This is a genomic window from Dactylosporangium roseum, from assembly GCF_025264685.1.
Taxonomy (GTDB): Bacteria; Actinomycetota; Actinomycetes; order Mycobacteriales; family Micromonosporaceae; genus Dactylosporangium; species Dactylosporangium roseum.
In genome coordinates this window covers 5,564,359-5,590,065 of sequence record NZ_CP073721.1, presented here as the reverse complement: position 1 = coordinate 5,590,065, position 25,707 = coordinate 5,564,359, and the positions used below count along the sequence as shown (strand labels likewise).

The window sequence follows — 25,707 nt, the reverse complement described above, 5'->3', positions numbered from 1 at the left end:
GGCACGATCGAATGTCCACAACCCTGAACCAGGTCGAGCCGTACGTGCCGAGCCAGGAAGCGGCCGAACTGCACGCCAATTCGATAGTCATCGACGGCAGCGCCGTGATCATCGAATCCGATGCGCACTTCGAGCGGGTGGACCCGGGTGGCGTCACCGCCACCAACCACACGGTCACCATTCCGGGGGTGGGTCTCACCGAGGCCCTGCGGCAGATCAACTCTTTCCGGCGGTGGCTGGACGAGAACCCCGACCGGATTCGGCTGTGCACCTCCACCAAAGACATTCACGACGCCAAGGCGTCCGGCCGGGAGGCGGCGATCCTCGGTCCGCAGGACTCCCTCTTCCTGGGCACCGACCTGTCGCTGGTGGGAACCTTCTGGGACCTCGGGCTGCGGGTTCTCCAGCTCACCTACCAGAAGCGCAACTGGGTGGGCGACGGCTGCGGCGAGACGAATCCGGCCGGTCTGAGCGGGTTCGGCCGCTCGCTGGTCAAGGAGTTGAACGCGTTCGGCATCCTGATCGATCTGTCCCACTGCAGCAAGCCGACGACGTTGGACGCGATCGAGCACTCCGACCAGCCGGTCGTGCTCACCCACGCCCATCCGAACGCGGTGACGCCGCACATCCGGGCCAAGGATGACGAGACCCTCAAGGCGATCGCGACGACGGGCGGCGTGGTCGGCGTCACCGCGTTGTCGAGCTTCAACAAGATGGCGTTCGGCGTGCGGCCGGGCCTGGTCGAATTCGTCCGCCACGTCCACTACCTGATTGATCTTCTGGGCGTGGACCATGTGGGCATCGGGCTGGACTTCGACGAGACCAACACGCCGGAGAAGCATGCGAGGGACATCGCGCGCAACCCCGAGCTGGAGCCGGTCAAGGAATTCGAATGGGACGACCGGCGGGTCCGCGACCTTAGCCGCGGCGCCCACTTCCCCAACGTGACCGGTGCGCTGCTCGACAGTGGATTGGACTCGGGCGATGTACAGAAGATCCTGGGGCTGAACTTCCTCCGGGTCTTCGATCAGGTCTGGCGCGCCTAGCTTCAGGTCGCAATCCCAGGAGGCTCCATGCTTCAGCTCATCGGGCGGCGTTTGGTGCAAACGTTACCCACGCTTCTCGGCGTTACCCTGCTGGCGTTCATTCTGGTCCGCATGACCGGCGACCCGGTCGCCACGATGCTGCCGCCCAACGCCGAGCCGGAGGAGATCGACGCGTTCCGTGAGCTCAACGGACTGGATCAGCCCGTGCCGATACAGTATCTCCGGTTTCTCGGCAACGCGGTCACCGGAGATCTCGGGAACTCAATCCGGTACGGCGACTCGGTCACGTCGCTGATCGCGGACCGGCTACCGGCGACGCTGGAACTCACGGTTGTGGCGATGACGATCGCAGTCCTGCTCGGCCTGCCGCTCGGCCTGCTCGCCGGGCTTCGGCGTGGCACGTGGGCGGATAAGGCCGGCCGAACGTTCGCGCTCGCCGGGCAGGCCCTGCCGTCGTTCTATCTCGGCCTGCTGCTCATCATCGTGTTCGGCGTGTGGCTGGGCATCCTGCCCACCACAGGAAACGAGTCGCCGAAGAGCTTCATCCTGCCCAGCATCACGCTTGCCGCGGCACTGATACCGCTCATCATGCGGGTGAGCCGGGGATCGCTGCTGGATGTCCTGCGACAGGACTATGTCCGCACGGCGCGGGCCAAGGGAACTCCCGAGCGCCGGGTCCTTCTCACACACATGCTGCGCAATTCGCTGATTCCGGTGGTGACGATTGTGGGTATGCAGCTCGGCGCGGCACTGAGCGGCGCGGTGGTGACCGAGACCCTGTTCTCCTGGCCGGGCCTGGGCCGGTTGCTGGTGGACTCCATCTCGACCCGGGACTACCCGGTGGTGCAGGCGATCGTCGTCTTCGCGTCGGGGGCGTTCGTTCTGGTCAACCTGTGCGTTGATCTGATCAGTGCCCGCATCGATCCGCGGATCCGGCTCCGATGAGCGCGCAACCGAAGCCTGGGCCGGTAGCTGTCACCAAGGCGTCCGGCGGGCACCGACTGCGGGTGGTCAAGCAACTGCTTCGCCGGCGAACGGCAGTCTTCAGTGGCGCGGTCATCGCGGTCCTGCTGCTCTTCGCGCTCACGCCGGTATCGTGGTTGCCGCACAGCCCGACCGGCGGCGACCAGCGACGGAAGTTCCAGCCGCCGATCTTCCTCGATGGTGGCAAGAGCGACCACCTGCTAGGGACGGACCTGCTCGGCCGGGACATCCTGAGCATGCTCATCGCCGGCGCTCGATACACCCTGGGGATCGTGATCGCCGCCGCGCTCATCGGTCTGCTGGTCGGCGTGACGCTCGGTCTCACGGCCGCCTATTTCCAGGGCTGGTACGGCTCGCTGGTGATGCGCCTGGCGGACGTCCAACTGGCGTTCCCGGTGATGGTGCTGCTCATCGCCGTCGTCGCCGCGTTCGGCGCCAGCGTTCTGAACCTGATACTGATTCTGGGCATCACGGCGTGGGCCCCGTACGCCCGGGTCGTGTACACCTCGACGCTCGCCCTGAAGGAACGGGAGTTCGTCGAGGCGGCCCGGGCCAGCGGACTCACCCACACCAAGATTATGGTCAGGCATCTGCTGCCCAATCTCACGTCCGTTCTCGTCGTGCTGGTCACGTTCGAGTTGGCGCAGCTCGTGCTCGTGGAATCAGCGCTGTCGTTCCTGGGACTCGGGGTGCAGCCGCCCAATCCCAGTTGGGGGGCGATGATCGCCGACGGGCGGCAGTTCCTGTACGGGCAGTGGTGGGCGTCCGCCCTGCCGGGACTCTTCATCGTATTCGCAGTTCTCGCGTTCAGTCTGCTCGGCGACGAGCTACGTGACGTATTGGATCCGGAAGGACGAGAGAGCTGAATGACACGTCGGATGCATAACCAAGGAATTCAGTCGACCAAGGGATTCAGCATGAGACGAAACATGCGGTTAGGAATTGCGGTGACGGCCGCGGCAGTGCTCGCGCTGACCGGCTGCTCCAGCGGCGGCGGCAGCGGCTCATCGGGGGAGTCACGGCTGGTGGTGGCGCAGACGGCGGACACCAGGAGTCTGTTCGCCAACTCGTCGACGTCCCAGCTCGAAATCAACATCAGCGAGCAGGTCAACGAGAAGCTGATCGAGTTCTCCGCCGATGGCACGAAGTTCGAGCCGCGCCTCGCCGAATCGTGGGAGCAGGTCGACCCGCTGACGCTGCGGGTGAAGCTGCGCACCGGGGTGAAGTTCACCAACGGCGAGGCATTCAACGCGGAGAGCGCGAAGTTCAGCCTGGAGACGATGCTCAAGGCCAACGCGTACAAGGCGTTCACCAACTCGATCGGCAGTATTGCGGTGGTCGACGAGAACACCGTGGATGTCAAGGCGGCGAGCCCGTCCGACCTGGTGCTCGCCAGCCTCGCCATGGGGAGCTTCCAGTACCCGAAGAAGCACTTCGAGACGGTGGGCGAAAAGGAGTTCGCCGCCGCACCCGTTGGTACCGGTCCGTACAAGTTCAAGGAGTGGACCAAGGGTGTAAAGATCACATTCGAGCGGAACCCCGACTACTGGAACGGCAAGGTCGGGTTCGACGTGCTGGAGTTCCGGATCATTCCCGATCCCGCGGCGCAGGTGGCCGCGTTGCAGAGCGGCGAGGTCGACGTCGTCGTCGACGTGCCGCGCGGCTCGGTCGAGCAGATCGAGGCGACGAAGTCCCTGAAGCTGGCGACCCGGCCGTCCAACCGCATCTACTACGCCACCTTCAACACCATCAAGCCGGGGCCGCTGCAGAACCCGAAGGTTCGCCTGGCGCTGCGGTACGCGGTCGACACCAACGCGCTGCTGGAAGGGCCGCTGGACGGTCACGGATTCCCGCTCAAGGGTCAGATCACCTCGGCCGCCTTCTTCGGGCACGACGAGACGCGCCAGCCGACGACCTACGACCCGGTTAAGGCGAAGCAGCTCCTGGCCGAGGCCGGATACCCCAACGGCTTTGAGTTCCACCTGCAGTACTCGTCCACCAACATCAAGGAGGTCGGGCAGGCGCTGGCCACCCAGTTCGAGGCGATCGGGCTGACCGTCAAGCAGGACCTGCTCGAGTCCGGCACGTTCCTGCAGCGGCTGGTCGCCAAGGAACTGGAGGGCGTGTTCTACTCGGGGTCGCTGCCCCCGCCCGACTCGCACTTCATGTACCAGCAGTTCGAGTCCACGTTCCGGTACGCCTACTACGCCAACCCAAAGATCGACGAACTGATCAAGCAGGAACTGGCCTCGGCGGACCGGGCGGAGCGCGCCAAGATCTTCAAGTCGATGCTTGACGAGTTCGACCAGAACCCGGCGTTCATCCCGCTGTTCCAGGCCAAGGACGCGTACGGCCTGAACGGGAAGATCGAAGGCTTCACGCCGCGGGCTTCGCAGTTCCTCGACGTCAGGGCACTCACGAAGAAGTAGGGCGACGGCTCGGCATCCCTTCCTCCGGTGGCAAGAGCCTGCACCGGGGAAGGGATGCCACAGGGAGCCGCCCTACCCGCCATGTCCAGTTGTTGCACCGCGTAGAGGTGAGGGCTACCCATGTCTCAGTTGGAGAGCGCTGCTGACCAGCCGTGGCCGCCGTCGATCGCGCAGCTCGCGTCAGAGCTACGGTCGGGCCGAGTGCGTGCTGTCGATCTGGCCGGTCGCTGTCTCGATCGGGCGGACCGTGCGGGCCGGCCGTTCGGGTCCATCGCGGCGCTGGCCGCCGACCGGGCGATGGCCGAGGCAGTCGCCGCTGATGCCCGGATAGCCGCGGGCGACCCGGATCCGTTGCTGGGCATACCGTACGGGGTGAAGGATGTCATCGCCGCCCGTGGCGCGCCCACCAGTTGGGGCGTGACCAGTCTGCGCGACCGGATCCTCGACGAGGACGCTACCGTCGTCGACCGGCTCGGCCGGCGGGGTGGTGTCCTGGTGGCGAAGCTGGTGACCTCGTCGCTGGCCGGGGGCGGCGGGACGGATCGGCCCGGCGTGTCCGCACACGGCCAGGCGCGCAACCCCTGGGCGCCGGACCGTTTCCCGGGCGGATCCTCCAGCGGTTCGGCGATCGCCGTGGCACTCGGTGCCGTGCCATACGCCCTCGGGTCGGAGACCGGCGGCTCGGTCGTCCAGCCCGCGGCCTTCTGCGGAGTCACCGGCTACCGGCCGACGTGGAGCCGCATTCCCCGCACCGGCATGATGGCGCTGTCGGCAAAGCTCGACAAGGTTGGTGTGTTGGCCCGAACGGCGGCGGACTGTGCCCTCGTCGCCGAGGCGCTCATCGGTCCGGACGGGATCGATGATGACTGTCGCCCCGAGCCGGCGGTTCCCGCGCGACAACCGGCAGTCGACCGGCTCGTCGTGGGGATATCGCCCAACGACCTGGACCGGGTCGCTGACCCGATGCGGGCCACCGCCCGCCGTGGTCTCGACGAACTGGCGGCGCTCGTCGGCGAGGTCCGGCCGGTGGAGATCTCGCGAGAGATCGGTTATTCGGCGGCGATCGAGCTGATCGTCAGCGCCGACGCGCACCGGTCGCTGAGCGACCTCATCTGGAGCCCGGACGTTGAGCTGGCCGACGCCGGTCAGCTCGCGCGCCTGCGCGCCGCCCGCGATATTCCGGCGGCGGCATACGCGGAGGCGCTCGACGTCCAAAGGCAGGCCCGGGAACAGTTCGCGAACGTGTTTCGCGAGGTGGACCTGGTGGTGGGCGTGAGTATCTCCGATCAACCTCAGCTACGTGACGAGCCGCGTCGGCCGCGAGGTTCGACGTCCGTCGCGGACCGGCTGCTGGCTGCGGCGAACCTGGCCGGACTTCCCGGCGTGGCCGTGCCGTGCGGCCTGGACGACGACGGCCTGCCGGTGTCGCTGCACCTGGTCGGACCGCGTCACAGTGATCGGCTGCTGCTCGCTGTCGCCTCCCACTATCAGCAGCACACCAGCCACCATCAGCTCCGTCCCACGACCTCCGTGGGCTGACACGGGAAGCGCCCGGCAGAAAGGGAATCAACGTGGACAGGGACAACCCTCTCGGCCTTTCACCGACAGACCGCGCGACGGCGAAGGCCGCGTACGACGACGCCGTCGTCATCGACTGCTCCAACGTCGGGATCGTGGACCCATGGTTGGACCGGCCGATCCAGGAGCAGTTCTTCGACAAGATGATCCAGGGCGGGGTGACCGTCTCCAACGTGACGGTCCCGCATTCGTCGTCGGGCGCGGTGAACGCCGTCAAAGAGCTGCGGGCACATCGCACGTGGATCGCGACGGCCGCCGACAAGGCCATCCTCTGCCTGACGGTCGACGACATCCGGCGGGCGAAGCGCGAGGGGCGGGCCGGCATCATCTTCGGGCCGCAGGGCACGGACCTCATCGAGGACGTCGTCGAGATGGTCGGCTTCGTCCACTCCCTCGGGGTGCGGATCATGCAGTTGACCTACAACACTCGCAACTACATCGGTGACGGCTGCCTCGAACCGGGCAACGCGGGGTTGAGCCTGTTCGGCAGGGACGTCATCAGGGCGATGAACGAGTACGGCATCGTCGTCGACCTTTCCCACTGTGGAGATCGGACGACCGCCGAGGCGATCGAGGCCTCCGCGAACCCGTCGATCTTCTCCCACGCCAACGCCCGAGCCGTCTACGACCATCCCCGCAACCGGACCGACGACCAGATCCGGGCCATCGCGGAGAAGGGCGGCGTGATCTGCCTGACGCCGTACAGCACCTTCGTGCGTGAGCGGACCGGATCAGCCGCGCCGCTGGACGCGCTGGCAGCACACCTCGACCACGTCGTGAACTTGGTTGGCGTTGAACATGTCGGCCTGGCCACCGACATCAACGAGAACAACGAGACCCGTCGGATCTGGCACCGCCACGAGCATCCCGACCTCGTCGGCGACGCGCGTCACCACAACTATCCCGTCGGCTTCGACGGCGATCTGCGCAAGTACGGCGTCTTCAGCGAACTCCTGGTCAAGCTCGGGTACACCAGCGATCAGATCGGCGCGATCCTGGGCGGAAACCTCGTTCGCGTGTTCGAGACGGCTTGGGGAAAGCGTTGAGGTCAGATTGTGGCCAGCCGGCCCCTGCCGGCAGCGCGACGACCGGCTTCGACGATCTGCCCGGCGTCTCGGCGGCCGTGGCGGCAAGCGCGGCCGCGACGGCCTTCGCAGGCGTCAGCACCACCGCACCAACGCAGCGGCGCCGCTGGCTGGAGGCCGTGGCCGAGGCGCTGCACTCGCGGGCGGAGCTCCTGGTCGCGCTCGCGGAAGAGGAGACCGGGCTGGGCGAAGTGCGACTGCGCCAAGAACTGACGGATGCCGCCGCGAATGCCCGCTACTACGCGGCGGTCGGCGAGGGCGGCGGCTGGCTGCGGGCACAGGCCCAGCGGCGGACCGGCGGGTCGGCAGCGGACCTGCGAAAGGCGCACCTTTCGATCGGCCCCGTTGCGGTCTTCGGCGCCAGCAACTTTCCATTCAAGTTCGGAGTGTTCGGCCACGACACCTGCGCGGCCGTCGCGGCGGGTTGTTCCGTCGTGGTCAAAGCCCACCCGGCGCATCCGCGACTGTCGCGGGCGATCGCCGGCACGGTGACGGCCGCACTGGACGCCGCCGGCGCACCGGCCGGCACGTTCGGTCTGATCGAGGGCTTCACGGAGGGCCTGGCCCTCGTCCAGTTGCCGGAGATCGCCGCGGTGGCCTTCACCGGATCGCAATCCGGAGGGATGGCGTTGGTTGACGCCGTCCGGGCGCGCCCGCTGCCGATTCCGGTGTTCGCGGAGATGGGCACCGTCAATCCCGTCGTGGTGACCCCGGGGGCCGCCCATAGTATCGAGCCCATCGCTGCCGGCTTCGTCGAATCGTTCACCCGCGGCGGGGGGCAGTTCTGTACCAAGCCCGGTCTGCTGCTCGTGCCGCGTGGCTGTGGTGCCGCCGCGGCGATCGCGGCTGCGCTGTCCTCGCGAGACGGAGTCCGTCTGCTCACCGCGGGGATATCCGACGCGTTTCGAGCCGGAGTCGGCGATTTGGTGGCGGCCGGCGCCGAGGTGCTCGCCACTGGCGGCCCCGCCGACGGGGAACATGTCGTCCGCCCGGTTGCTCTTTCGGTCTCACCCGACGTGCTGCGTCAGGGTTCGCGGCTGTTGCAGGAGTGCTTCGGTCCGGTAGGGCTGGTCGCGGAGTACGGTCACTTCGCGGAGGTGGGGGAGATCCTCTCGCGCATGCAGCCCGCACTGGCCGGATCGGTGTTTTCCGCCGACGGGGCGGATCCCGACGTGTCTTCCGTCGTGGCCCAGCTCGCCGGCCGCACCGGACGAGTCGTCGTCAACGACTGGCCCACCGGCGTTGCCTGCGTCGATGCGATGCACCACGGTGGACCGTGGCCGGCGACGAGCCGACCGGACGCCACGAGTGTGGGTGCCGACGCGCTCGCACGGTTCACCCGGCCGGTCGCCTTCCAGAACGTCCCCGATGAGGCGCTTCCCCCGGCGCTGCAGGACGCCAACCCGTGGCGGCTGGTCCGGTACGACCAGGAGGGCAGGCCATGGTGACCGGGCCGCACGCGTCGCCGCTCGGCTGTCCCCTGGAAGGATCGGTGGTCGCCGACTTCAGTAGAGTCCTGGCCGGCCCGTTGGCGACGATGACGCTGGCGGACCTGGGTGCGCGGGTCATCAAGATCGAGCGACCGGGGACGGGCGACGACACCCGCACCTGGGGCCCGCCGTACTCCCGGCGCAGCACGACCTACTACGAGAGCCTCAATCGTGGCAAGCGCTCCATAGCGCTCGACCTCGGCGATCCGGCCGGCCGCGAGGCCGCCTTCGAGATCGCCGTCCGGGCGGACATCGTCGTCGAGAACTTCAAGCCCGGAACCATGGATCGGCTCGGTCTGGGATACGGGGCCGTGAGCGCCCGCAACCCTGGCACGGTCTACTGCTCGATCACTGGTTTCGGCAGCGGTGGCGGGCGAGACCTGCTCGGCTACGACTTCATCGTCCAGGCGGTCGGCGGCCTGATGAGCATCACCGGGCATGCGGACGGTGATCCGGTCAAGGTCGGTGTCGCCCTGGTCGACGTCCTGACCGGCAAGGACGCCGTGGCCGGCATCCTGGCGGCCGTCATCGCCCGGCAACGCACCGGCCTGGGCGACCATATCGAGGTCAGCCTCCTGACCAGCCTGCTCGGCTCGCTGGTCAATCAGGGGCAAGCCGCCCTGGAGACCGGCGCTGCGGGGCAGCCGATGGGCAACCGGCACCCGAGCGTCGTTCCCTATGAGACGCTGCGTTGCCGCGACGGCTTGATTGCGGTCGCCTGCGGCAACGACGGCCAGTTCGCGCGTATGGTCACAGCTCTGGGCGATGCGGGGCTGGCGGGGCGACCCGAGTTCCGTACCAATGCTGACCGGGTGGCGCACCGCGACGAGCTGGTGTCCGAACTGGAGCGCCTCCTGCGCGCCGCCGACGGCAACGTCTGGGTTGATCGGTTGCGCGCCGCGCGGGTGCCCGTGGGCAAGGTCAACGACATCCCGCAGGCGATCGCGTTCGCCGAGGAGCTCGGTCTGGACCCGACCGTCGAGGTCGGCGACGGATGGACGCGCCAGCTTCGGCACCCAGTCAGTTGGTCGCGGTACCGGACCGCCGCGCCGACGCCACCACCCGACAACGGTGCCGATACCGACGAGATCCTCGCATGGCTGTCGGCGACCGCATCCCCGTCCGAGCACGACGTAGCGTGAGGAAAGTACGTTGAAGACCAGTACCAGTACGCCGAGGCCGCTGGACCTCATTGATCTCGACACGGTGCTCAGCGAGAGCGAGAAGGCGGTGCGGGACGCGGTCAACCAGGTGTGCCGACGCAGCGTCCTGCCGTATGTCGCCGACTGGTTCGAGCGCGGCGAACTTCCCGCGGTGCGGGAGCTCGCCAAGGAGTTCGGTGCCATGGGCCTGCTCGGCATGCACCTCGATGGGTACGGCTGTGCCGGCATGAGTGCGGTGGACTACGGACTGGCCTGCCTCGAGCTGGAAGCGGCCGACTCCGGCATCCGGTCGCTGGTGTCGGTCCAGGGTTCCCTCGCGATGTTCGCGATCTGGCGTTGGGGCACGGAGGAGCACAAGCAGGAGTGGCTGCCGCGGATGGCGGCGGGGGAGGCGATCGGGTGTTTCGGTCTCACCGAGCCCGACCACGGCTCTGACCCGAGCAACATGCGCACCCGTGCGCGCCGCGTCGGCAGCGACTGGGTGCTCGACGGTGCCAAGATGTGGATCACCAACGGTTCGATCGCCGACGTCGCCGTCGTGTGGGCCAACGCGGGCGCCGAGAACGGCGGCATCCGTGGTTTCGTCGTCCCGACCGACACCCCTGGGTTCGCCGCCGTCGACATCAAACACAAGATGTCGTTGCGGGCCTCCGTGACCAGCGAGTTGACCTTCGACGACGTGCGGCTTCCGGCGGCGGCGGTGTTCCCGGACGTGCGCGGGCTCAAGGGCCCCCTCTCCTGCCTGAACGAGGCACGCTTCGGCATCGTCTGGGGGGCCATGGGCGCCGCCCGCAGCGCTTTCGACGCCGCGGTCACCTACGCGACGCAGCGCCACCAGTTCGGTCGACCCATTGCCGGCTTCCAGTTGACCCAGGCCAAGCTGGCGCAGATGAACGCCGAGCTCAGCAACGGCATGCTGCTTGCGCTTCACCTGGGGCGCCTCAAGGACCGTTGCGGGCTGAGGCCGGACCAGGTCAGCATCGGCAAACTCAACAACGTGACCAAAGCGCTGGAGATCTGCCGAACCGCCCGGACCATCCTCGGCGCCAACGGGATCTCGCTGGAGTTCCCGGTCATGCGCCACGCGAACAACCTGGAGTCGGTCCTGACCTACGAGGGAACCGTGGAGATGCACACCCTGGTGGTGGGTCAGGCGCTCACGGGCCAGTCCGCCTTCCGGTGACCGAGTTCGCCGTGCGGCGCCGTGCCGGCCGGCACGGCGCTGTGGTGCGGCCTGTCGCCGTTGTACCCGTTTAACCGGATCGGGCGTTGAACATGAAGTTCAGATAAGGGCCGAACCCCGGAGGTCGTCGACGGTGATTAGCTGGAGCTCGTCCTGCGAGGGCATTCGGTTCAACTGCCGAAGGCGTTGCGCCTGGGCCTTGCGCATTCCCTCGAAGAGCTTCCTCGCCTCACGGCCGTTGCCGAAGTTGGGGTCGTACATCCGCTGCTGGAAATACGCGCCGCTGGCTTCGATCGCGCGCGGCTCGACTGTGTACTCGCTCGCCTCGGCCATGCTGCCGAGGATCCGGCAGAGCTCCGGCACGGTGTAGTTCTCGAACTCGATCGTCTTGCTGAAGCGGGACGCGAGGCCGGGGTTGGCGCTCAGGAAGTGGTGCATCTCGTCGGTGTACCCGGCGACGATGACGGCGACCTCGTGCCGGTGGTCCTCCATCAGCTTGACGAGCGTGTCGATGGCCTCCTGGCCGAAGTCACCGCCGGATCCGAAGCTTCGCGACAGCGTGTAGGCCTCGTCGATGAACAGCACACCACCGAGCGCGGACTCGAATGTGGCGTTGGTCTTCTCCGCGGTGTGCCCGAGGTACTGCCCGACCAGATCCTGGCGGGCTACCTCCTTGAACGTCCCGGTCGGCAGGACGCCCAGCGCGGCCAGCAACCGGCCGAAGATGCGGGCCACGGTGGTCTTACCGGTGCCCGGCGAGCCGGCGAACACGAGATGGGTCGAGGTGGGCGCGACGGTGAGACCGCCGCTGCGCCGCCATTCGTTGACCTGGATCTCGTCGATCAGCGCTCGGACCTCCGACTTGACGCCGGCCAGCCCGATGAGGCCGTCCAGCTCGGCCAGGAGCCCCTCCACTGCCGCCTGGTCGGCGGCAACGGGTCGCTCCGTGGCGCCGACCTGTGCACTGGGCCGCCGGTCGGAGGTGCTGATCTCGGCTCGTGATCCGGGCGCCACGAAGACGCCGGGGCTCGCCGTGCGCTCGGTCCGGCAGTCGATCAGCTCGCCGCCGCAGTCGACCGCGACGCTGATGCCGACCCCGCGTGTCTCGCCGACCCGGCACCCGCGCAGCGTCGGCGAGCTCTGCTGGGCGACCGCGATACCGATGTCCCCGACCCGGGTGACCTCGCAGTTTTCGACGGTCGGCCGCGAGTAATCATAGATGTAGATGCCCCGGTAGCCGCAGTCGGCGATGGTGCAGTTGCGCAGCACGGGATCCGCCGAGCCGATCAGAACGCCGTCCTCGACCACGTCGGTGATCTGGCAGTCGACCGCCGTGCCCGCGCAGTTGTCCAGGTGCATGCCGACGTGTGCCCGTGAGATCCTGCACCGGGCCAGGTCGAAGGTGGCACGCGTGCGGATCCTGACGGCCATCGCGGCGCCGGCGGTCAGCGTGCAGTCTTGCATGGTGATGCTGCCGCCGACGACGGAGACGGCCGGCGCGTCCGCGCCGTGCAGCGTCAGAGCGTGAAACTCCACAGCGGAGTCCTGGCAGTCGATGACGGGAGCGCCCGCGACACCGGCGGAAACCGAGACCGTGTTCGGTCCTTCGGCCGCGGTCAGCGTCAGCCGCCGTCGGTTGAGCGTCAGGCGTTCACGGTACTCACCCGGGGCGACGACGACGGTCGCCCCGTCCGGTGCGGCTTGGACGGCGTCGCCGATCGTCGGATACGCACCCGGCAATGAGACCGATACGTGCAACGTGATTGTCATGGCTCCACGAGGCGTCTGGGAGAGTGTTTCCGGACCTTACCAGGCGGCCGGCGGTATGGGCGCCGCCCGTGCCTATCGTCACGCCGTCCGGCCCAGCGCCTGGCCCGGCTCGACCTCCGGCGCGCGCGGTGGCCTGGTCACGGATGCACGACGGTCCGTGTCGCGTGCCGGCCGGGCGTCGGCCGTCCCGTCGCCCTCAGGGTCGACGACCCTGGGCCGCGTCACCGGCTTCTGCTGCTCCTCAGGCAGCGTCGGGCGCCCCTTGCGCCCGCTGAGCGCGGACCCGCCGCCGCTCTGTTGCGGCGCGCCCGCACCCGGCATGAACGGGATGCCGCCCAGGCCCGAGCCCGCCGTCCCGGCACGCCCGGTCAGCGCGGCACCGGCGGTGGTGGTCGCGGCCGGTGTGCCGCCGCGGCCCATCAGGTCGACGGCTCCGGTCGCGGCGGGCAGGCCGGCGCTGATGGAGGAGTTCTTGAACCCGTCGATACCCCCGCCGCCGAGGCTGTTCGGCAGGGCCGGCAGCGTGGCGAGGCCGGGAAGGCCCGGCAGCACGGGCAGTGCACCGGTGTCCGGAAGGTTCGGTACGGACACGTTGGGTAGCTGTGGCGACTTGGTGCTTATCTGCTTGGTGAGCTCATCGATGGCCTTTTTGGACTGCTGCTGTTGCTGTCGCAGTTGGTCGGCGTTGATCTTCTCCTGCTTCAGCGCATTGTTCTTCTGCTGCTTGAGCGCGTCCTCTTGGGTCTTCTTGAGATCCGCGATGGACTTGTCGTAGGCCTTCTTCTGGGCATCGATGATCTTCTGCGGGCTCTGCGGTGAGCTGATGTTCGGCGGTGAGCCGATGCCCGGCGGTTTGCCGACGCCCGGCGGTTTGCCGACGCTACCGGGCACCGAGGGCACGGAGGTGCGTGGCCGGCTCGAATCCGGCATCGGCGGGAGGCCGGTCGATGATGTTTCGGTCAGCAGCCCCGGATATCTCGCCGGAGCGGTCCAGGGCGTTGCTTCCACGTACGCCTTGGCGAACGCCTCGGCGATCGGTGCCGCCTTCATGTCGTACTCGTGGTACCGCGTCTCGACGTACCGCTTGACGTTCCGGAGGTAGTCGGACTCACTCTGGTAGGGCTCACCCGCGACACTGATCGGCGTGACCTCGTCGGGCGGGGTGCCCTGCCGCGCTTTGTCCAGGATCTGGTTCGCCCTGTTGATCATCTCGTTGATCTCGCGCACGGCTGTCGCGTACACCTCGTTGATCTTGCGGTTGGCCTCTGCCGCGGCCATTATCAGGCCGGCGAGCTGCGTGCTGCGTTGTTGGCTGCTGGCCGCCCAGTACGCCATGGCGGCGGCGGACTCCGTCACGCGTTGTTGGAAGACGTCGGCGGCCGGGCTGTCCCAGCCCTCCTTCAACTCCTTCGACACCTTGGTGACGTGCGCCTGAACGGCCGCGAACTGCGCCCCGATCGCCGCCCATTGCTGGGCGAGGACGCTGAGGTAGTGCACGGGCTCGGCCGGAACGACGGACCACACACGGAACAGGATGGTGCCCGGAACGTTTTCGTCCTTGCGCCAGTCCGTGGTGCCCGCCGGCGCCATCGCCGTCGAGGCGATGCCGACGGACGGGCCGTAGGCGTCGGCCACACCCGGAGCGGGAAGCCCGGAGCCCTTCTCGATGGAGCTCGGGTGCGCGTTGCGCAGGTCCCAGCCGTGACTGTCGTACGCCGCGTAGGTCTGGTACTCAGGAATGGGGTCGTTCAGCGTTTCGCGAAGCAGATCGCGATCGAGACGCTGGAGTGCCGCCTGCGCTTTGCGCTCGGCCTCGGTGTATCTCGTGTAGAACGTGCCGGCCGCCTCCTGGAGCGCCAAGACACCGTTCTGCACGTGTTTCGCGAACTGCGTCAGGGCGTCCGTCTGGCGGAGCGCCTCCGCACCGAAATGACGGGCCTCGAAGAATGTGGTGTTCCACGCCTTGGGCCACTGATGGATCTTCTGGGCGTTTGCGACGGGTGCTTCGTCGTCGCCACCCTCGAGGATCCTGCCCAGCGCCCTGGTGGTCGTGCCCGCGTCGAGCGCCCTGGCGTACTCGACCAACGCGTTACGATCCTTGAGGTCGATGTATCGCCTGGCGTCCCGCTTCGGTGTTGGCATTGCCAGAACCTCCGTCGGCCAATCCGTCGATGTGTACGCTATCGGGGCTTCCCGCAGGAATCCAGCATCAGGACGCCTCCTCCAGCCACCCGCACTGGATGAGGCGTGCGCCCTCCTTACGGGTCACCAGGAAGCCGCGTCCCGGTGGGAGTTGGCGGAGCTTGACGTTGCCCAGCAGCGGCCCGTCTTCACGGTCGCCCGACAGGATCAGGCCGGGCGACGCGAGGTCCCGCAGCCGGCTGAGGACCGGGTCGTAGAACGCCCGCTGCGCCCCGCCGGAGCGACGCGCGATGACCAGGTGCAGGCCCACCTCGCGGGAGTGCGCGATGAACTCGTGCAGCACATGGACCGGATTGCGATCGGTGGACACGAGGTCGTAGTCGTCCACCAGGACGTACAGGTCGGGACCCTGCCACCAGGAGCGATTGCGCAACTGTTCGGTCGTCACGTCGGGTCCGGGCATCCGCTCGCGCATCACCACCGCGGCCTCCGAGAGCAGCTTGTGGCTGGTTTCCCCGGACGTGCCGTACGCGAGCAGATGGCTCTCCGGGAGCCTGCCCAGCAGCGAGCGGCGGTAGTCGAGTGCGATGATCTTCGCCTGCGACGGCTGGTAGCGCATGCTCAGCGCCTGGGCGAACGCCGCGAGGAACGTCGACTTGCCGGACTCGGTGTCGCCGAAGAGCAGGAAATGGTGGTCGGCGGAGGTCAGGTCGAGGTAGGCCGGGCCCAGGTCGGACTCGGCGACACCGATGGCGACGCCCGGCGTGCCGGGTCCCTGCGGCAGATCCCGCACGGCGATCCGCTCGGGAAGCAGGCGCACGCTCGGTGCGGTCGCGCCCGTCCAGGCGTCACGGACGGCGGCGACGAGCGTTTGCGTCGCCTCGGCGAGGTCCCCGGTGCCGACACTGTCGATCCGGGGCAGCGCGGCCAGGCACTGGTGACCGTCGGGCGTGATGCCCCGGCCCGGTGACCGGTCCGGGATGTTGGCCGCGGCCCGGCGATCGATCATCGAGTCGGAGGGGTCCGCCAGGCGCAGCTCCAGCCGGGTGCCGAAGCTGTCGCGGATCGTGCTGCGCATGTCGTACCACCGGTTGGTGGCGACGACGACGTGGACCCCGTACGAGAGGCCACGGTTGGCGATGTCCGTGATCGGGTCCTCGAGGTCCTCGAACTCGTTGCGCACCGTGAGCCAGCCGTCGATGACGAGGAACACGTCACCGTGGGGCTGCTCGGCGAACCCGCCCGCCGCCCGCAGCCGGCGGAAGGTCGACATCGAGTCGATCCCGTGCTCGGCGAACAGCCGCTCCCGGTCGTTGAGCACGCCCAACACCTCGGCGATGGTACGGCGGACCCGGTCGACCTCGTGGCGGGCCGCCGTGCCGCCGACGTGCGGAAGCCCGCGCAGCGCGGACAGGGACGCCCCGCCGAAGTCCAGGCAGTAGAGCTGCACCTCGCGTGGCGTGTGGGTGAGCGCCAGGCTGCACAGGAGGGTCCGCAGCAAGGTGCTCTTCCCGGCCTGCGGAGCGCCGATGACGGCGACGTGTCCGTGCCCGCCCGAAAGATCCAGCGTCAGGACGTCGCGCCGCTGCTCGAACGGCTTGTCCACCACCGACACCGGGACCCTGAGCTGACCGGTGGCCGAGGCGTCGGAGACGGTCAGCCCACGCAGCTCGTCGCGGTGGAGCGGACCGAGGAGTTCGCCCAGTGTCGGGGGTTCGTCGAGCGGCGGCAGCCACACCTGATGGGCGGGCGTGCCGTGGCCGACCAGGCGTTGGGTCAGGATGTCGAGCAGGGTCGGTCCGCCGACCGTCTCGTCCTCCTCGACCTCCGGCGCCGGGCCCGGCTCCTCCTCGACCTCAGCGACGTAGGTGGAGACGTACTCGTGGACCCGGGCCTCGCCCGAACTCGCCTCCACCTGGCTACGGCTGTGATAGACGCCGGAGACGTAGGCCGCCCGGAACCGGCTCAGCGGCTCCGTGCCGAATTTGAGGAAGCCGTGGCCGGGAGCCCGCGGCAGCTCGTACGCGTCGTTCACGCCCAGCACGGTGCGGCTCTCGCTGGGTGAGAACGTCCGCAGGCCGATCCGGTAGGACAGGTGGGTGTCCAGGCCGCGCAGGCGGCCCTCCTCGAGGCGCTGGCTGGCCAGGAGCAGGTGGATTCCCAGCGACCGGCCGACCCGCCCGATCTGGACGAACATCTCGATGAAGTCCGGCTTGGCTGACAGCAGCTCGCTGAACTCGTCACAGACGACGAACAGGCTGGGTAGCGGCGCGAGCGGGGCACCGGCCAGGCGGGCCCGTTCGTAGTCGCGCTGCGAGACGTAGTTGCCGGCCTTGCGTAGCAGCTCCTGGCGGCGCACCAGCTCGCCGTTGATCGCGTCGGTCATGCGGTCGACCAGGGGCAGCTCGTCGGCGAGGTTGGTGATGACCGCGCTGGTGTGCGGGAGCAGGTCCAACCTGGTGAAGGTCGCGCCGCCCTTGAAGTCGACCAGCACGAAGTTGAGGATCTCGGGTGGATGCGTGATGGCGAGCGCCAGCACCAGGGTGCGCAGCAGCTCCGACTTGCCGGACCCGGTCGCGCCGATCAGCAGACCGTGCGGGCCCATGCCGTCCTGTGCCGACTCCTTCAGGTCGAGCTCCAGGCGCTCGCCGTCGCGTCCGATCCCGATCGGGACCCGCAGGCGGTCACGGGTCGGGCGGGGTGCCCACGTAAGGTCCGGGTCCAGCGTCGCCGGATCCGGGATGTTGAGCAGCTCGGCCAGGCCGTGTTCGGCGTTCATCGCCCGGTCGCCCCGGGACGCCGTCGCCAGCCGCATCGGGCTAAGCTGCTGGGCGAGCGCTTCGGCCGCGAGCCGCCCGAACTCGTCGGCGTGGCCCAGCGGCCGCACACCGTCGAACGTGCGCCCGGTCAGGGTGCCGTCGGTGTCGACCCGCAGCACCAGCGTGGCGCGTTCGATGTTGCGGGGCGGCGGGTTCGACATGTCGATGACGGTGACACCCTCGACCCCGGCCTCGGCGGCGAGATGATCAGCGCCGGCGATGTCGCCCTCGTCCACGATGACGAGTATGTGCGCGCCGTCGTAGGAGGCATCCGCCCCGCCGGGGTCGAACCGCGGGCGGTTGGCGAGCAGGTCGTCGAGCATGGCCTCCAGCCCGACCAGCGCCGGTGCGACCAACCGCAGCGGGCCGAGTGCGTCGACAGCGGTCGGATGTTGGCTGTGCGGCAGCCACTTGGTCCATTCCCAATGCGGCCGCGTGCCGTTGTCCAGGCAGATCGCGATCAGCAGGGTGTCGGGGGAGTGGAAGGTGGCGGCCTGGGCGATGAGTGCGCGAATCATCGACCTGGCACGGGCCCGGTCGCCCTCGATGTAGACCCGGCCGAATCCGTTGAGCGCCAGCACGACCGGCAGGTCCGGCAGCTCGCTGTAGGTCTTCAGGAACCGTCGCAGGGCGGCCGCGGCGACCGGTTCGGCCTTCTCCGGTGGCGTGGCCGGGCCGGCCACGAGCCGCGTGGCCAGTTCGCGTGGGCCGAGCCCGATGCGTACCAGGCCGTGATCGAGGTCGGTGGCACGGCGCTCCCACAGCCGGGCGCTGTCGACCAAGGCCCACAGGCTCGGGGGCGCCGGATGCCGGTAGTACTCGGCGGCCCGTTGCTCCCGGGCGGTGCGGCGGACGGTCTGCCGGCAGGTGTCCAGATCCCAGAGGTACTCGCGCCGGAGCCGGTGCATCTCCTGCTTGGTCGCGCCGCTGCCGTGCAGCGAGAACTGCATGAGCAGCATGCCGATCGCCGAGATGCCGAAGAGACCGCCGGTGAGATATGCCCACGGACCGCTGGAGCCGCGCTGCCCGGCGAAGATGAGCGCGATGGCCAGGGACCCGGCCAGCATCGGCAGCAGCATGAGCAGGTGGGTCCACCCGCGACCGCCCGGCGCGGGAATCTCGGGTGCCGCCTCCAACACGATTTCGCCGCTCGGGTACGGCGGTGCCGGCCGACGGGCCGGTCGCCTCCGGATCACTGTGGACAATAGACTGCCTCCACTTTCGCCTGTGGACGATCTATCATGCATCACCATGGCTGAGGCGACGAGAACGGCGCTGACGCGCATCGTATTGTTGAGTCCGAAGCGACGTGTAGACCTCGCACTCCCGGAATACCTGCCGCTGGTCACCCTGCAACCGATGCTGCTGCGCCATGCGGGCGCTGAGTTGGCCGACGAGGGTATCGCCCATCACGGCTGGGTGCTGCGCCGCCTGGACGGCACAATGCTCGATGCCGAGCGGTCGCTGGCGATGCAACAGGTGCGAGACGGCGAGACGCTGGTGCTCGCACCACAGGACCAGCAGTGGCCGGAGCCGGATTTCGACGACCTGGCCGATGCCGCGGCCAACGAGGCTCGCAATCTGGGCGTCACCTGGCAAGGCGAGCACACCCGCCGGGCCGGCGCGGTGCTCACCGCGGCGACGCTCGTGACGGCGCTGATGATCGTGCTGCGCGCGGGTCCGGCGTGGGCCGCCGTGGGTGCCGTGCTCGCAGGCGCGGCCGTCCTGCTGGTCGGGGCCGGCGCCCTGCTCACCCGGTTCGACCGTAACGATCGGGTCATCTCGGTGCTCTCCGGCCTGGCGTACATATATGTAGCGCCGGGTGTCGCGTTGCTCGCGACCGGTGAGGGCCGGTTCGGCCCGGCGCAGCTCCTCGCCGGCGCCACCGGGCTGGTCGCCCTGGCGGTGCTGAGCATGATCGGTATCGGTGGACGCCAGCAGCTTCACGTGGCGGTCCTCTGCGCCGGCCTCCTCGCGGCGCTCGGCGCCGCACTCGCCATGACGCTGACCCCGGCCGCAGCGGCCGCGATCGTCGCCACGGTGGCGCTGCTCGTCTCGCCCTGGTTGCCGCGGATCGCCGCGCACCAGGCTGGCTTGGCGACGCCGACGACATCCATGCCGTCGCCGGAGACGCCGGACGACGACCCGCTGCCCCCACCCGCCGCGATCGCCCTGATGGTACGTCGCAGCGACGGGCTCATCACCGGTCTGCTGTACGGGATCGGTGCCACGCTGACGGGCTGCGTCACGGTGCTGGCCAGCCGGGTGGACCTTGCCGCGCGGTTGCTCGCCGTGGCCATCGTCGTCGTCTGCGCCCTGCGGGCCCGCTCGTTCGCGGCGGTGCGTCACCGGGTCCCGCTGCTCGCCGCCGCCTCCGCCGGCACGGCGGCCATGCTCCTCGTGGTGTGGGAGTCGATCGACGCCGCGACGCGCGGCCGTACGGTCTTCGTGGCTGCGGGCGGTCTGCTGCTGCTCGCCTGCGGTGCGTACGCCGCTGGTCGCACCTATGCGCTGCGGAAGCCGTCCCCGCAGCTCAGCCGGATCGGTGACGTCAGCGAACTCATTCTGATCGCGACCAGCGCCGTGCTGGCCGCGGCGGTCAGCGGCCTCTTCGGGTATGTGCGCGGGATCGGTGGTTGACATGCTGGCCGGGGGACAACCGTGCTGACGCGCAAGGATCTGGTCCACGCGCGGCAGTTCCTGCGCAGGCGCTTGCACACCGCGATCGTGGCGTTACGGCCCGATCCATTGGACTGGTCCGGAAACCGGCTGCCCGGTGGCACCCTCGTCGCGGTGATGCTGCTGGTCATCAGCATCGCCGCGGTCGGCATCTACGGCTTCGTCAGGCCGGCCGGGGCCAAGGGCTGGACAAGCTGCGACCGTATCATTTTGGAGAAGGAGACGGGCGCGCCGTACGTCTGCGACGGTCGTCTGCTATATCCGGTCACGAACTTCTCCTCGGCGGCTCTCCTGCGCGGCCTTTCGCCGGGGCCGGTCCGGGTGAGCCGGTCGTCGTTGACCTGGCCGCGCGGCCCGTTGGTGGGGGTGCCGGAGGCTCCCAACTCGGTGCCGGCGGCGGGACAACTGTTTACCGGCCCGTGGTGGTTCTGCGTGCGTCCCGCGTCGAAGGGGGGCCCGGTCCGGTCGGTCGTGATCGTCGGCGTGCGAGGTGACGCCGGAGTGGACGCCACCGGGGAGGCGATCGCCGTGACCAACGTGGACGGTGGTGAGCTGCACATCGTGCTCCACGGGCTGCGCCACCCGGTCCGCGACCCGGACGCGGTGCTCCAGGCACTCGGGATCGCGCGGCCAGACGTGGTTCCGGTCAGCCCGGCGTGGCTGGCCACGGTCCCGCTCGGCATCCCACTGGGTAAGATCGTCATCGCCGGACGGGGCGGGCCCGTCGCCGGTCGACCCAGCGCGAAGGTCGGCCAGATTCTCGTGGCCGGCGAGGGCGCGGGCAAGCAGCGCTACGTCGCCAGGCCGGAGGGTCTGCAGCCGGTCACCGCGTTGCAGGAGGCGCTGATCAGGGCGACCAGCTCGGACACCACGCCACCGATCTCGCTCGACCAGGTGCAGTTGGCGGGCGAGGCGAAGCTGCCACCGCTGGCGGAACAGGTCATCGGCGACGGTGCGGTGCCGAGCGTGGTGTCGAGGGCGCGTAGCCGCGGCTCGATCTGCCAGGTCACCGCCGGGGTCAACGACGCGCCGGGCATCCGAGTGGCGGTTCCCGTACCGCACGGGACGCCGGTCGAGCGGACTCCGGTGTCGCCCGGCGGCACGCTGCTGGCCGATGAGGTCGTCGTCGCGCCGGGGATCGGCGCGCTGGTGGCGGCCGTGCCCAGTCCGGATGCTGAGACGGGGCCGGTCTTCCTCGTGACGGAGACCGGGCGCCGCCATGCGATCGACTCGGCCGAGGCGCTCGGTCGGCTGGGATTGTCGGGCGTCGCTGCGGTACGGCTACCCAGCACACTGGTGGAGCGGTTGGTCCAAGGGCCGGGATTGCACGTACTCGCACTGGCGACGCCGACACCGTAGCCGCTACGATCGGCGCGTCCACGGGTCTCCGGGCTCGTGCGTGCGTTCCTCCGGGCTCGTCCACGGCATTATGGGGGGTTCAATGAGCGAAGACGTGATTCCCGACGAGCAGATGCCGCTGTCCGTCTCCGCACTGAAGGACACCCTGCACACCGAGACGCTGGAAACCGTCGGCCAAGCGGTGGAGCAACTGGCAGGTTGGCTGGTCGGCGGGCGTAGCCCACTCGGCGGCGTCGGCGGGGAGTCCGAGACATTCGAGAACGACGTGGTTCAGGGTGTGGCGAAAGCCGTGGTGGCTGCCGCCGACGGCTGGCCCGACACGGCCGTTCGCGAAGGCAACTGGATGCGACAGTTGACGCGAGTCCATGCCCAGGCGGCCGAGCGCCACGCGTTGGACACCCGGTTCAGCCTCTCCGCACTCGGCAATTCCGCCGGGGTCAGCGCCGACACCTACGACGCGGCGGACCGCGCCGGACACCAGTCGTTCGACCCGGTCGCGGCCGGCCTTGACAGCTTGAGCGCCAAAGCGAGCCGGTGATGGCGTCGTCCTCGCACGACTATTTCACCTTCAAGCCGGGCAAGACCAAGCGGGGAGAGGACGTCGGCACGGCGTCGAGCACGGCGTGGGAGGCTTTCGGGACGTTCTTCGTCGTGTATGGGGTGATCCGCAGCGAACGCAGCGGGCCGCCGGCCCAGATCGCCGCCGCCTTCGCGTTGCTGCGCGGCAAACTGGAGCGGGTGACGGACCAGTTGCACGACCGGGCCCACTCGCTCAACGAGGTCTGGCGGCGCGGCCCCGCCTCGGTGCGGTTCCACTGGTATGTCGGGGCCACGGTGTTCGCGATCGACAAGTGGGTCGACAGCATCGAGACCAAGGTGGACTGGCTCGGTCGGATCGCCGAGGACATCGAGGACGCCCGCCAGGCGGCGCACGACCTGCTTGTCGCGTTCAAGAACGAGTACTTCGCAAGCATCCCGGCCGGTGCCGCGGCATACGGTTTCCCGCCCGACCTCGGGAAGATGAAAGCGGACGGCAAGGACGATCTCGCGGCCAAGGTCGCGGCGATCTACGAGCGGCTGCACAAGAAGTACTTCAAGCTGATCGTCAAGGTCGGCGCGAAGCTGTCGCGGCGGTTCGTCACCGCCGGCGTCGGGATGCAGAACGGCCATGAGGTGCCCGTGACCCATCCGGGCCCCGACATCGCCAAACCGTGGGTGAACTACTCCGCGCGGTCCCTGACGGCACGCCCGATCGGGCCGGCTCCCGTGGCACCCGCGCCGATCGAGCTCGCTCCGCTGTCGGTGCGTCCCGCCGAGGTGCTGACGCCGATGCGGGTCGACCGGACCGGCAGCCCCGCGCTGCGCGGACTGCCCGCATCCGGGCAGGAGGCCACGCCGCAGATCGTGTCGAGGTCGAACCAGCCACTGGTCCTGCAAGGCCTGCAGGCGCTGCGCGCGACGCAGCCGGTGTCGCCGCTGCCCCGCGGTGCGCTGGCGCTGCCACTCCTCGTGCCTCGAGGGCTGGGCACGGCGCGGACCTCCGCGGTCGTGCCACGGCTCCGGGGCGACGCGGCGCGCGGTGTGCTGACCGGGCGCTTCCAGGTGGAGGCCGGTCCGCAGGCGTCCACAGGGGACATACCGGTGCTGTCGGGGAAGGGCCAGGCGCCGACCGATCTGCCCGGCGTCGAGGTCGCCGAACCGCTCGGCGGCCGCGGTCCGGCGGTCGGCGGAGTATCGTCCATGGAGACGGCGGCGGCCACGGGTTTGCATCATGCACTGTCGGTGCGGTCGGAGACACAACGGGTCGTCGCGGCACATGCGGATCGAATAGAGCACGTGACGCTCGGCAAGCGCCATGCCGACGCGACCGCACGACCGGCGGTCGCACCGTCCACGGTGGACCTGCAGCGCGCCGGCACCGCTCACGACAAGGCCAGTGTCGCCATGGCCGGGCATGCGGAACCGGCAGGCGGTGGCACAGCACCGCAGCGTGCACAGTGAGTACAGTATCCGGATCCAAGGATGGAGGAGGTGCACGATGGCAACGAATGCGGGAACTTCGGTCGCGGCCGACAAGACGCTCATGGAGGAGAAGGCCGTCGAGGCCAAGAAGACCCACGACGACCTTGAGGCGTTGCTCAACGAGCTCATGGGCTATCTGAGCGGGACCGTCAGGGCCGCCTGGGAGGGCGTGGGCGGCGACTCGTTCGGGGACGAGCTGGTCCGATACACGAGCAGCAAGAACATGCTGCTCGGCGCGCTGGCCGATCTCACGGTTGCGCTGAACGGCGTCACCAACCACCTGCACGACACCGAAGCCAAGATCCAGAACGCGATGCACTCGATGTCCGCCGGCGGCGGAATCTACGCCGGTTTGCAGGCCTGAGAGTCGAGCAGGGGGAATCTGATATGGCGAGCACCAGACTGTTCATGGACTTCGACATCGTCGCGCAGGGCAGTGCCAGGTTCAACAGCGACATGCAACACATGCAGGCGAAGCTCAACAAGCTCGAGGCCAGCCTGCGTGAGCTGGAGGGCCGCAACTGGGACGGCGCGTCCAAGGCCGCGTACGACGATGCCTACCGGCGCTGGCACCTCGCGGCCAACGACCTGGTGAAGCTGGGTATGGAGTTCTCCGGCACGATCAAGCACTGCAACGGATTGATGCAGCAGTGTGAGGCCGACAACGTGGCCAGCATCGGCAAGGCGAGCCGGTACTCCTGACCGGCATCGCGTCGGCGGCTCCTCATACGGTCCGGTCGCGGTGACGGCGGCGGAATGCCAGCGTCACCGCTGACCCGATGGCGAGCAGTGCGGCCACCAGCAACAGGGTGGCCGCCCACACCATCGATCGCCGCCACGGGGACGGCCAGCCCGGCTGCACGGGTGCCTGCGGCAGGCCCGCCGGTGCCGGCGTCCACGTCGGCACCACGCCCGCACCGGCGGTGTCTTCGCTAAGCGCGCGGTACGGGTTGACCGACCCGTAGCCGTAGGCGGTGTTGTGTGGGCCGCCCACCGTTCCGTCCGCGGTGGCGAAGAGCCGCTGCGTCACTTGAGCGGCGGACCAACCCGGGTGCGCGGCCCGCAGCAACGCGGCCGTCCCGCTGACGAGGGCGGCGGCTGCCGCGGTCGTGCTCGCCGTCGTGTGACCACCCACCCGGGCGGCGGCGACGAGGTTCTGGCCGGGCGCGACGAGATCGACGTGCGATCCGGTCGCGGACGTCGGCACCACCACGCCGGTCGAGGCGAGTGCGCCGACGCCGATCACGCCCTCGTACGCGGCCGGAAAGGTCGGGCCGGTCACGCCGTCTCCCGCCGCGGCGACCAGCACGATGTTGCGCTTGACGGCGTCGGCGACGGCCCCGCGCAGGGCCGGTGAATCCGTCGTGACGGCATACGAGAGGTGGATGACGTTGGCCTGCAGCTTGACAGCCGCGCTCACCGCTGCGGCGAGCCGTTCGGGCGACAGTGGCTGCTGCGCCGAAGGACCGTTGTCGGCGACCCGGACCGGCACGATCGTCGCGGCCGGTGCCACCCCGACCAGCCCGACGCCGTCCGCGGGCCGGGCGGCGACCAGGCTGCTGATCGCCGTGCCGTGCCCCTGGCCATCACAGTCGATCGTGCCGCCGGCCTTGCCGGTGGTCACGTCCCAGCCTTGGTCGACCGCTGCCGCGAGCTGCGGATGACCTGGATCGACGCCGGTGTCGACCACGGCGACCCGCACCCCGGCACCGGTCTGCAGCGCGTGCACCCGGCGCAGCCCAAGCCAGCGCTGCGCCCAGTCCTCGGCCGCGATCCGCGGTGCGGCGGCCGGCGGGGCATAGGATCCGCAGGGGTTGGCCGCGGCTGGTGTCGCGAATGCCGGCACGGACGCCGCGACAACCGCGGCGACGACCGTCCACTGTCGAGCGGCGACTGTCCATTGCCGATTCACACGAACCTCCCTGGCGCCGCGGCGAGTGTATCGTCACGTCCGTCGT

The 25,707-nt window shown here is 69.1% G+C and carries 19 protein-coding genes; 15 read left to right on the top strand and 4 right to left on the bottom strand.

The genetic code is table 11. The features are described 5' to 3' along the window. Nucleotides 1–11: 11 nt before the first annotated feature. The 9 genes from Drose_RS26110 (at nucleotide 12) to Drose_RS26070 (ending at nucleotide 10,958) form a co-directional block, all read left to right on the top strand. Entirely contained in the window at nucleotides 12–1,046 is a 1,035-nt protein-coding gene (locus tag Drose_RS26110) for a dipeptidase (protein ID WP_260723963.1), read from the top strand. 27 nt (nucleotides 1,047–1,073) lie between these two features. Then, complete coding sequence (locus tag Drose_RS26105) at nucleotides 1,074–1,991, top strand: ABC transporter permease (RefSeq protein WP_260723962.1); 918 nt, start codon at nucleotides 1,074–1,076, stop codon at nucleotides 1,989–1,991. Continuing rightward, complete coding sequence (locus Drose_RS26100; RefSeq protein ID WP_260723961.1) at nucleotides 1,988–2,896, top strand: ABC transporter permease; 909 nt, start codon at nucleotides 1,988–1,990, stop codon at nucleotides 2,894–2,896. Before Drose_RS26105 ends, Drose_RS26100 begins: the two co-directional genes overlap by 4 nt. Before the next feature lie 81 nt (nucleotides 2,897–2,977). Beyond that, on the top strand, nucleotides 2,978–4,459 hold the full coding sequence (locus tag Drose_RS26095) for an ABC transporter substrate-binding protein (RefSeq protein ID WP_260723960.1): 1,482 nt from the start codon (nucleotides 2,978–2,980) through the stop codon (nucleotides 4,457–4,459). Nucleotides 4,460–4,660: 201 nt separating this feature from the next. Beyond that, nucleotides 4,661–5,998 (top strand): amidase, encoded by a 1,338-nt coding sequence (locus tag Drose_RS26090; RefSeq protein WP_260723959.1) that lies wholly within the window; start codon nucleotides 4,661–4,663, stop codon nucleotides 5,996–5,998. A gap of 32 nt (nucleotides 5,999–6,030) precedes the next feature. Then, complete coding sequence (locus Drose_RS26085) at nucleotides 6,031–7,083, top strand: dipeptidase (protein WP_260723958.1); 1,053 nt, start codon at nucleotides 6,031–6,033, stop codon at nucleotides 7,081–7,083. Beyond that, complete coding sequence (locus Drose_RS26080; RefSeq protein ID WP_260723957.1) at nucleotides 7,080–8,570, top strand: aldehyde dehydrogenase family protein; 1,491 nt, start codon at nucleotides 7,080–7,082, stop codon at nucleotides 8,568–8,570. Before Drose_RS26085 ends, Drose_RS26080 begins: the two co-directional genes overlap by 4 nt. Then, a complete protein-coding gene (locus Drose_RS26075) occupies nucleotides 8,564–9,754 on the top strand; it encodes a CaiB/BaiF CoA transferase family protein (protein WP_260723956.1) in 1,191 nt (396 codons plus the stop codon). The genes Drose_RS26080 and Drose_RS26075 overlap by 7 nt, the downstream gene beginning before the upstream one ends. Nucleotides 9,755–9,764: 10 nt before the next feature. Next, nucleotides 9,765–10,958, top strand: coding sequence for an acyl-CoA dehydrogenase family protein (locus Drose_RS26070; protein ID WP_260723955.1), 1,194 nt, complete (start codon nucleotides 9,765–9,767; stop codon nucleotides 10,956–10,958). Nucleotides 10,959–11,057: 99 nt separating this feature from the next. Here Drose_RS26070 and Drose_RS26065 read toward each other — a convergent pair whose 3' ends face one another. The 3 genes from Drose_RS26065 to eccCa all read right to left on the bottom strand — a co-directional run bounded on the left by Drose_RS26065 (nucleotide 11,058) and on the right by eccCa (nucleotide 18,894). Beyond that, nucleotides 11,058–12,728: a right-handed parallel beta-helix repeat-containing protein gene (locus Drose_RS26065; protein ID WP_260723954.1), complete on the bottom strand. Its 1,671-nt coding sequence runs from the start codon at nucleotides 12,726–12,728 to the stop codon at nucleotides 11,058–11,060. 78 nt (nucleotides 12,729–12,806) lie between these two features. Continuing rightward, the gene (locus Drose_RS26060) at nucleotides 12,807–14,870 is read right to left on the bottom strand and encodes a hypothetical protein (RefSeq protein WP_260723953.1); all 2,064 of its coding nucleotides are present in this window, start codon (nucleotides 14,868–14,870) and stop codon (nucleotides 12,807–12,809) included. A 67-nt stretch (nucleotides 14,871–14,937) separates the two neighbouring features. After that, on the bottom strand, nucleotides 14,938–18,894 hold the full coding sequence (eccCa, locus tag Drose_RS26055; protein WP_260723952.1) for a type VII secretion protein EccCa: 3,957 nt from the start codon (nucleotides 18,892–18,894) through the stop codon (nucleotides 14,938–14,940). Nucleotides 18,895–18,940: 46 nt separating this feature from the next. Between eccCa and eccD the strand changes: the two genes are divergently transcribed. From eccD to Drose_RS26025, 6 genes are all read left to right on the top strand, one after another. After that, nucleotides 18,941–20,329: a type VII secretion integral membrane protein EccD gene (gene eccD / locus Drose_RS26050; RefSeq protein ID WP_260723951.1), complete on the top strand. Its 1,389-nt coding sequence runs from the start codon at nucleotides 18,941–18,943 to the stop codon at nucleotides 20,327–20,329. Between the two features lie 21 nt (nucleotides 20,330–20,350). Continuing rightward, the gene (gene eccB, locus Drose_RS26045; RefSeq protein WP_260723950.1) at nucleotides 20,351–21,727 is read left to right on the top strand and encodes a type VII secretion protein EccB; all 1,377 of its coding nucleotides are present in this window, start codon (nucleotides 20,351–20,353) and stop codon (nucleotides 21,725–21,727) included. Between the two features lie 82 nt (nucleotides 21,728–21,809). After that, nucleotides 21,810–22,265: a hypothetical protein gene (locus Drose_RS26040; protein ID WP_260723949.1), complete on the top strand. Its 456-nt coding sequence runs from the start codon at nucleotides 21,810–21,812 to the stop codon at nucleotides 22,263–22,265. Next, nucleotides 22,265–23,728, top strand: a complete 1,464-nt coding sequence (locus Drose_RS26035) for a hypothetical protein (protein ID WP_260723948.1) — start codon at nucleotides 22,265–22,267, stop codon at nucleotides 23,726–23,728. Before Drose_RS26040 ends, Drose_RS26035 begins: the two co-directional genes overlap by 1 nt. A 37-nt stretch (nucleotides 23,729–23,765) precedes the next feature. Next, complete coding sequence (locus tag Drose_RS26030; RefSeq protein WP_260723947.1) at nucleotides 23,766–24,113, top strand: WXG100 family type VII secretion target; 348 nt, start codon at nucleotides 23,766–23,768, stop codon at nucleotides 24,111–24,113. A 23-nt stretch (nucleotides 24,114–24,136) separates the two neighbouring features. Further along, the gene (locus Drose_RS26025) at nucleotides 24,137–24,451 is read left to right on the top strand and encodes a WXG100 family type VII secretion target (protein ID WP_260723946.1); all 315 of its coding nucleotides are present in this window, start codon (nucleotides 24,137–24,139) and stop codon (nucleotides 24,449–24,451) included. A 22-nt stretch (nucleotides 24,452–24,473) separates the two neighbouring features. Here the strand turns inward: Drose_RS26025 and Drose_RS26020 are convergent, their stop codons facing one another. Then, on the bottom strand, nucleotides 24,474–25,661 hold the full coding sequence (locus Drose_RS26020) for a S8 family serine peptidase (RefSeq protein WP_260723945.1): 1,188 nt from the start codon (nucleotides 25,659–25,661) through the stop codon (nucleotides 24,474–24,476). Nucleotides 25,662–25,707 lie beyond the last annotated feature (46 nt).

Coding starts and splice junctions, on each gene's coding strand:
- eccD (WP_260723951.1), top strand. CDS start 18,941: ATGGCTGAGGCGACGAGAACGGCGCTGACGCGCATCGTATTGTTGAGT.
- Drose_RS26040 (WP_260723949.1), top strand. CDS start 21,810: ATGAGCGAAGACGTGATTCCCGACGAGCAGATGCCGCTGTCCGTCTCC.
- Drose_RS26030 (WP_260723947.1), top strand. CDS start 23,766: ATGGCAACGAATGCGGGAACTTCGGTCGCGGCCGACAAGACGCTCATG.
- Drose_RS26075 (WP_260723956.1), top strand. CDS start 8,564: ATGGTGACCGGGCCGCACGCGTCGCCGCTCGGCTGTCCCCTGGAAGGA.
- Drose_RS26065 (WP_260723954.1), bottom strand. CDS start 12,728: ATGACAATCACGTTGCACGTATCGGTCTCATTGCCGGGTGCGTATCCG.
- Drose_RS26105 (WP_260723962.1), top strand. CDS start 1,074: ATGCTTCAGCTCATCGGGCGGCGTTTGGTGCAAACGTTACCCACGCTT.
- Drose_RS26025 (WP_260723946.1), top strand. CDS start 24,137: ATGGCGAGCACCAGACTGTTCATGGACTTCGACATCGTCGCGCAGGGC.
- Drose_RS26060 (WP_260723953.1), bottom strand. CDS start 14,870: ATGCCAACACCGAAGCGGGACGCCAGGCGATACATCGACCTCAAGGAT.
- Drose_RS26035 (WP_260723948.1), top strand. CDS start 22,265: ATGGCGTCGTCCTCGCACGACTATTTCACCTTCAAGCCGGGCAAGACC.
- Drose_RS26110 (WP_260723963.1), top strand. CDS start 12: ATGTCCACAACCCTGAACCAGGTCGAGCCGTACGTGCCGAGCCAGGAA.
- Drose_RS26100 (WP_260723961.1), top strand. CDS start 1,988: ATGAGCGCGCAACCGAAGCCTGGGCCGGTAGCTGTCACCAAGGCGTCC.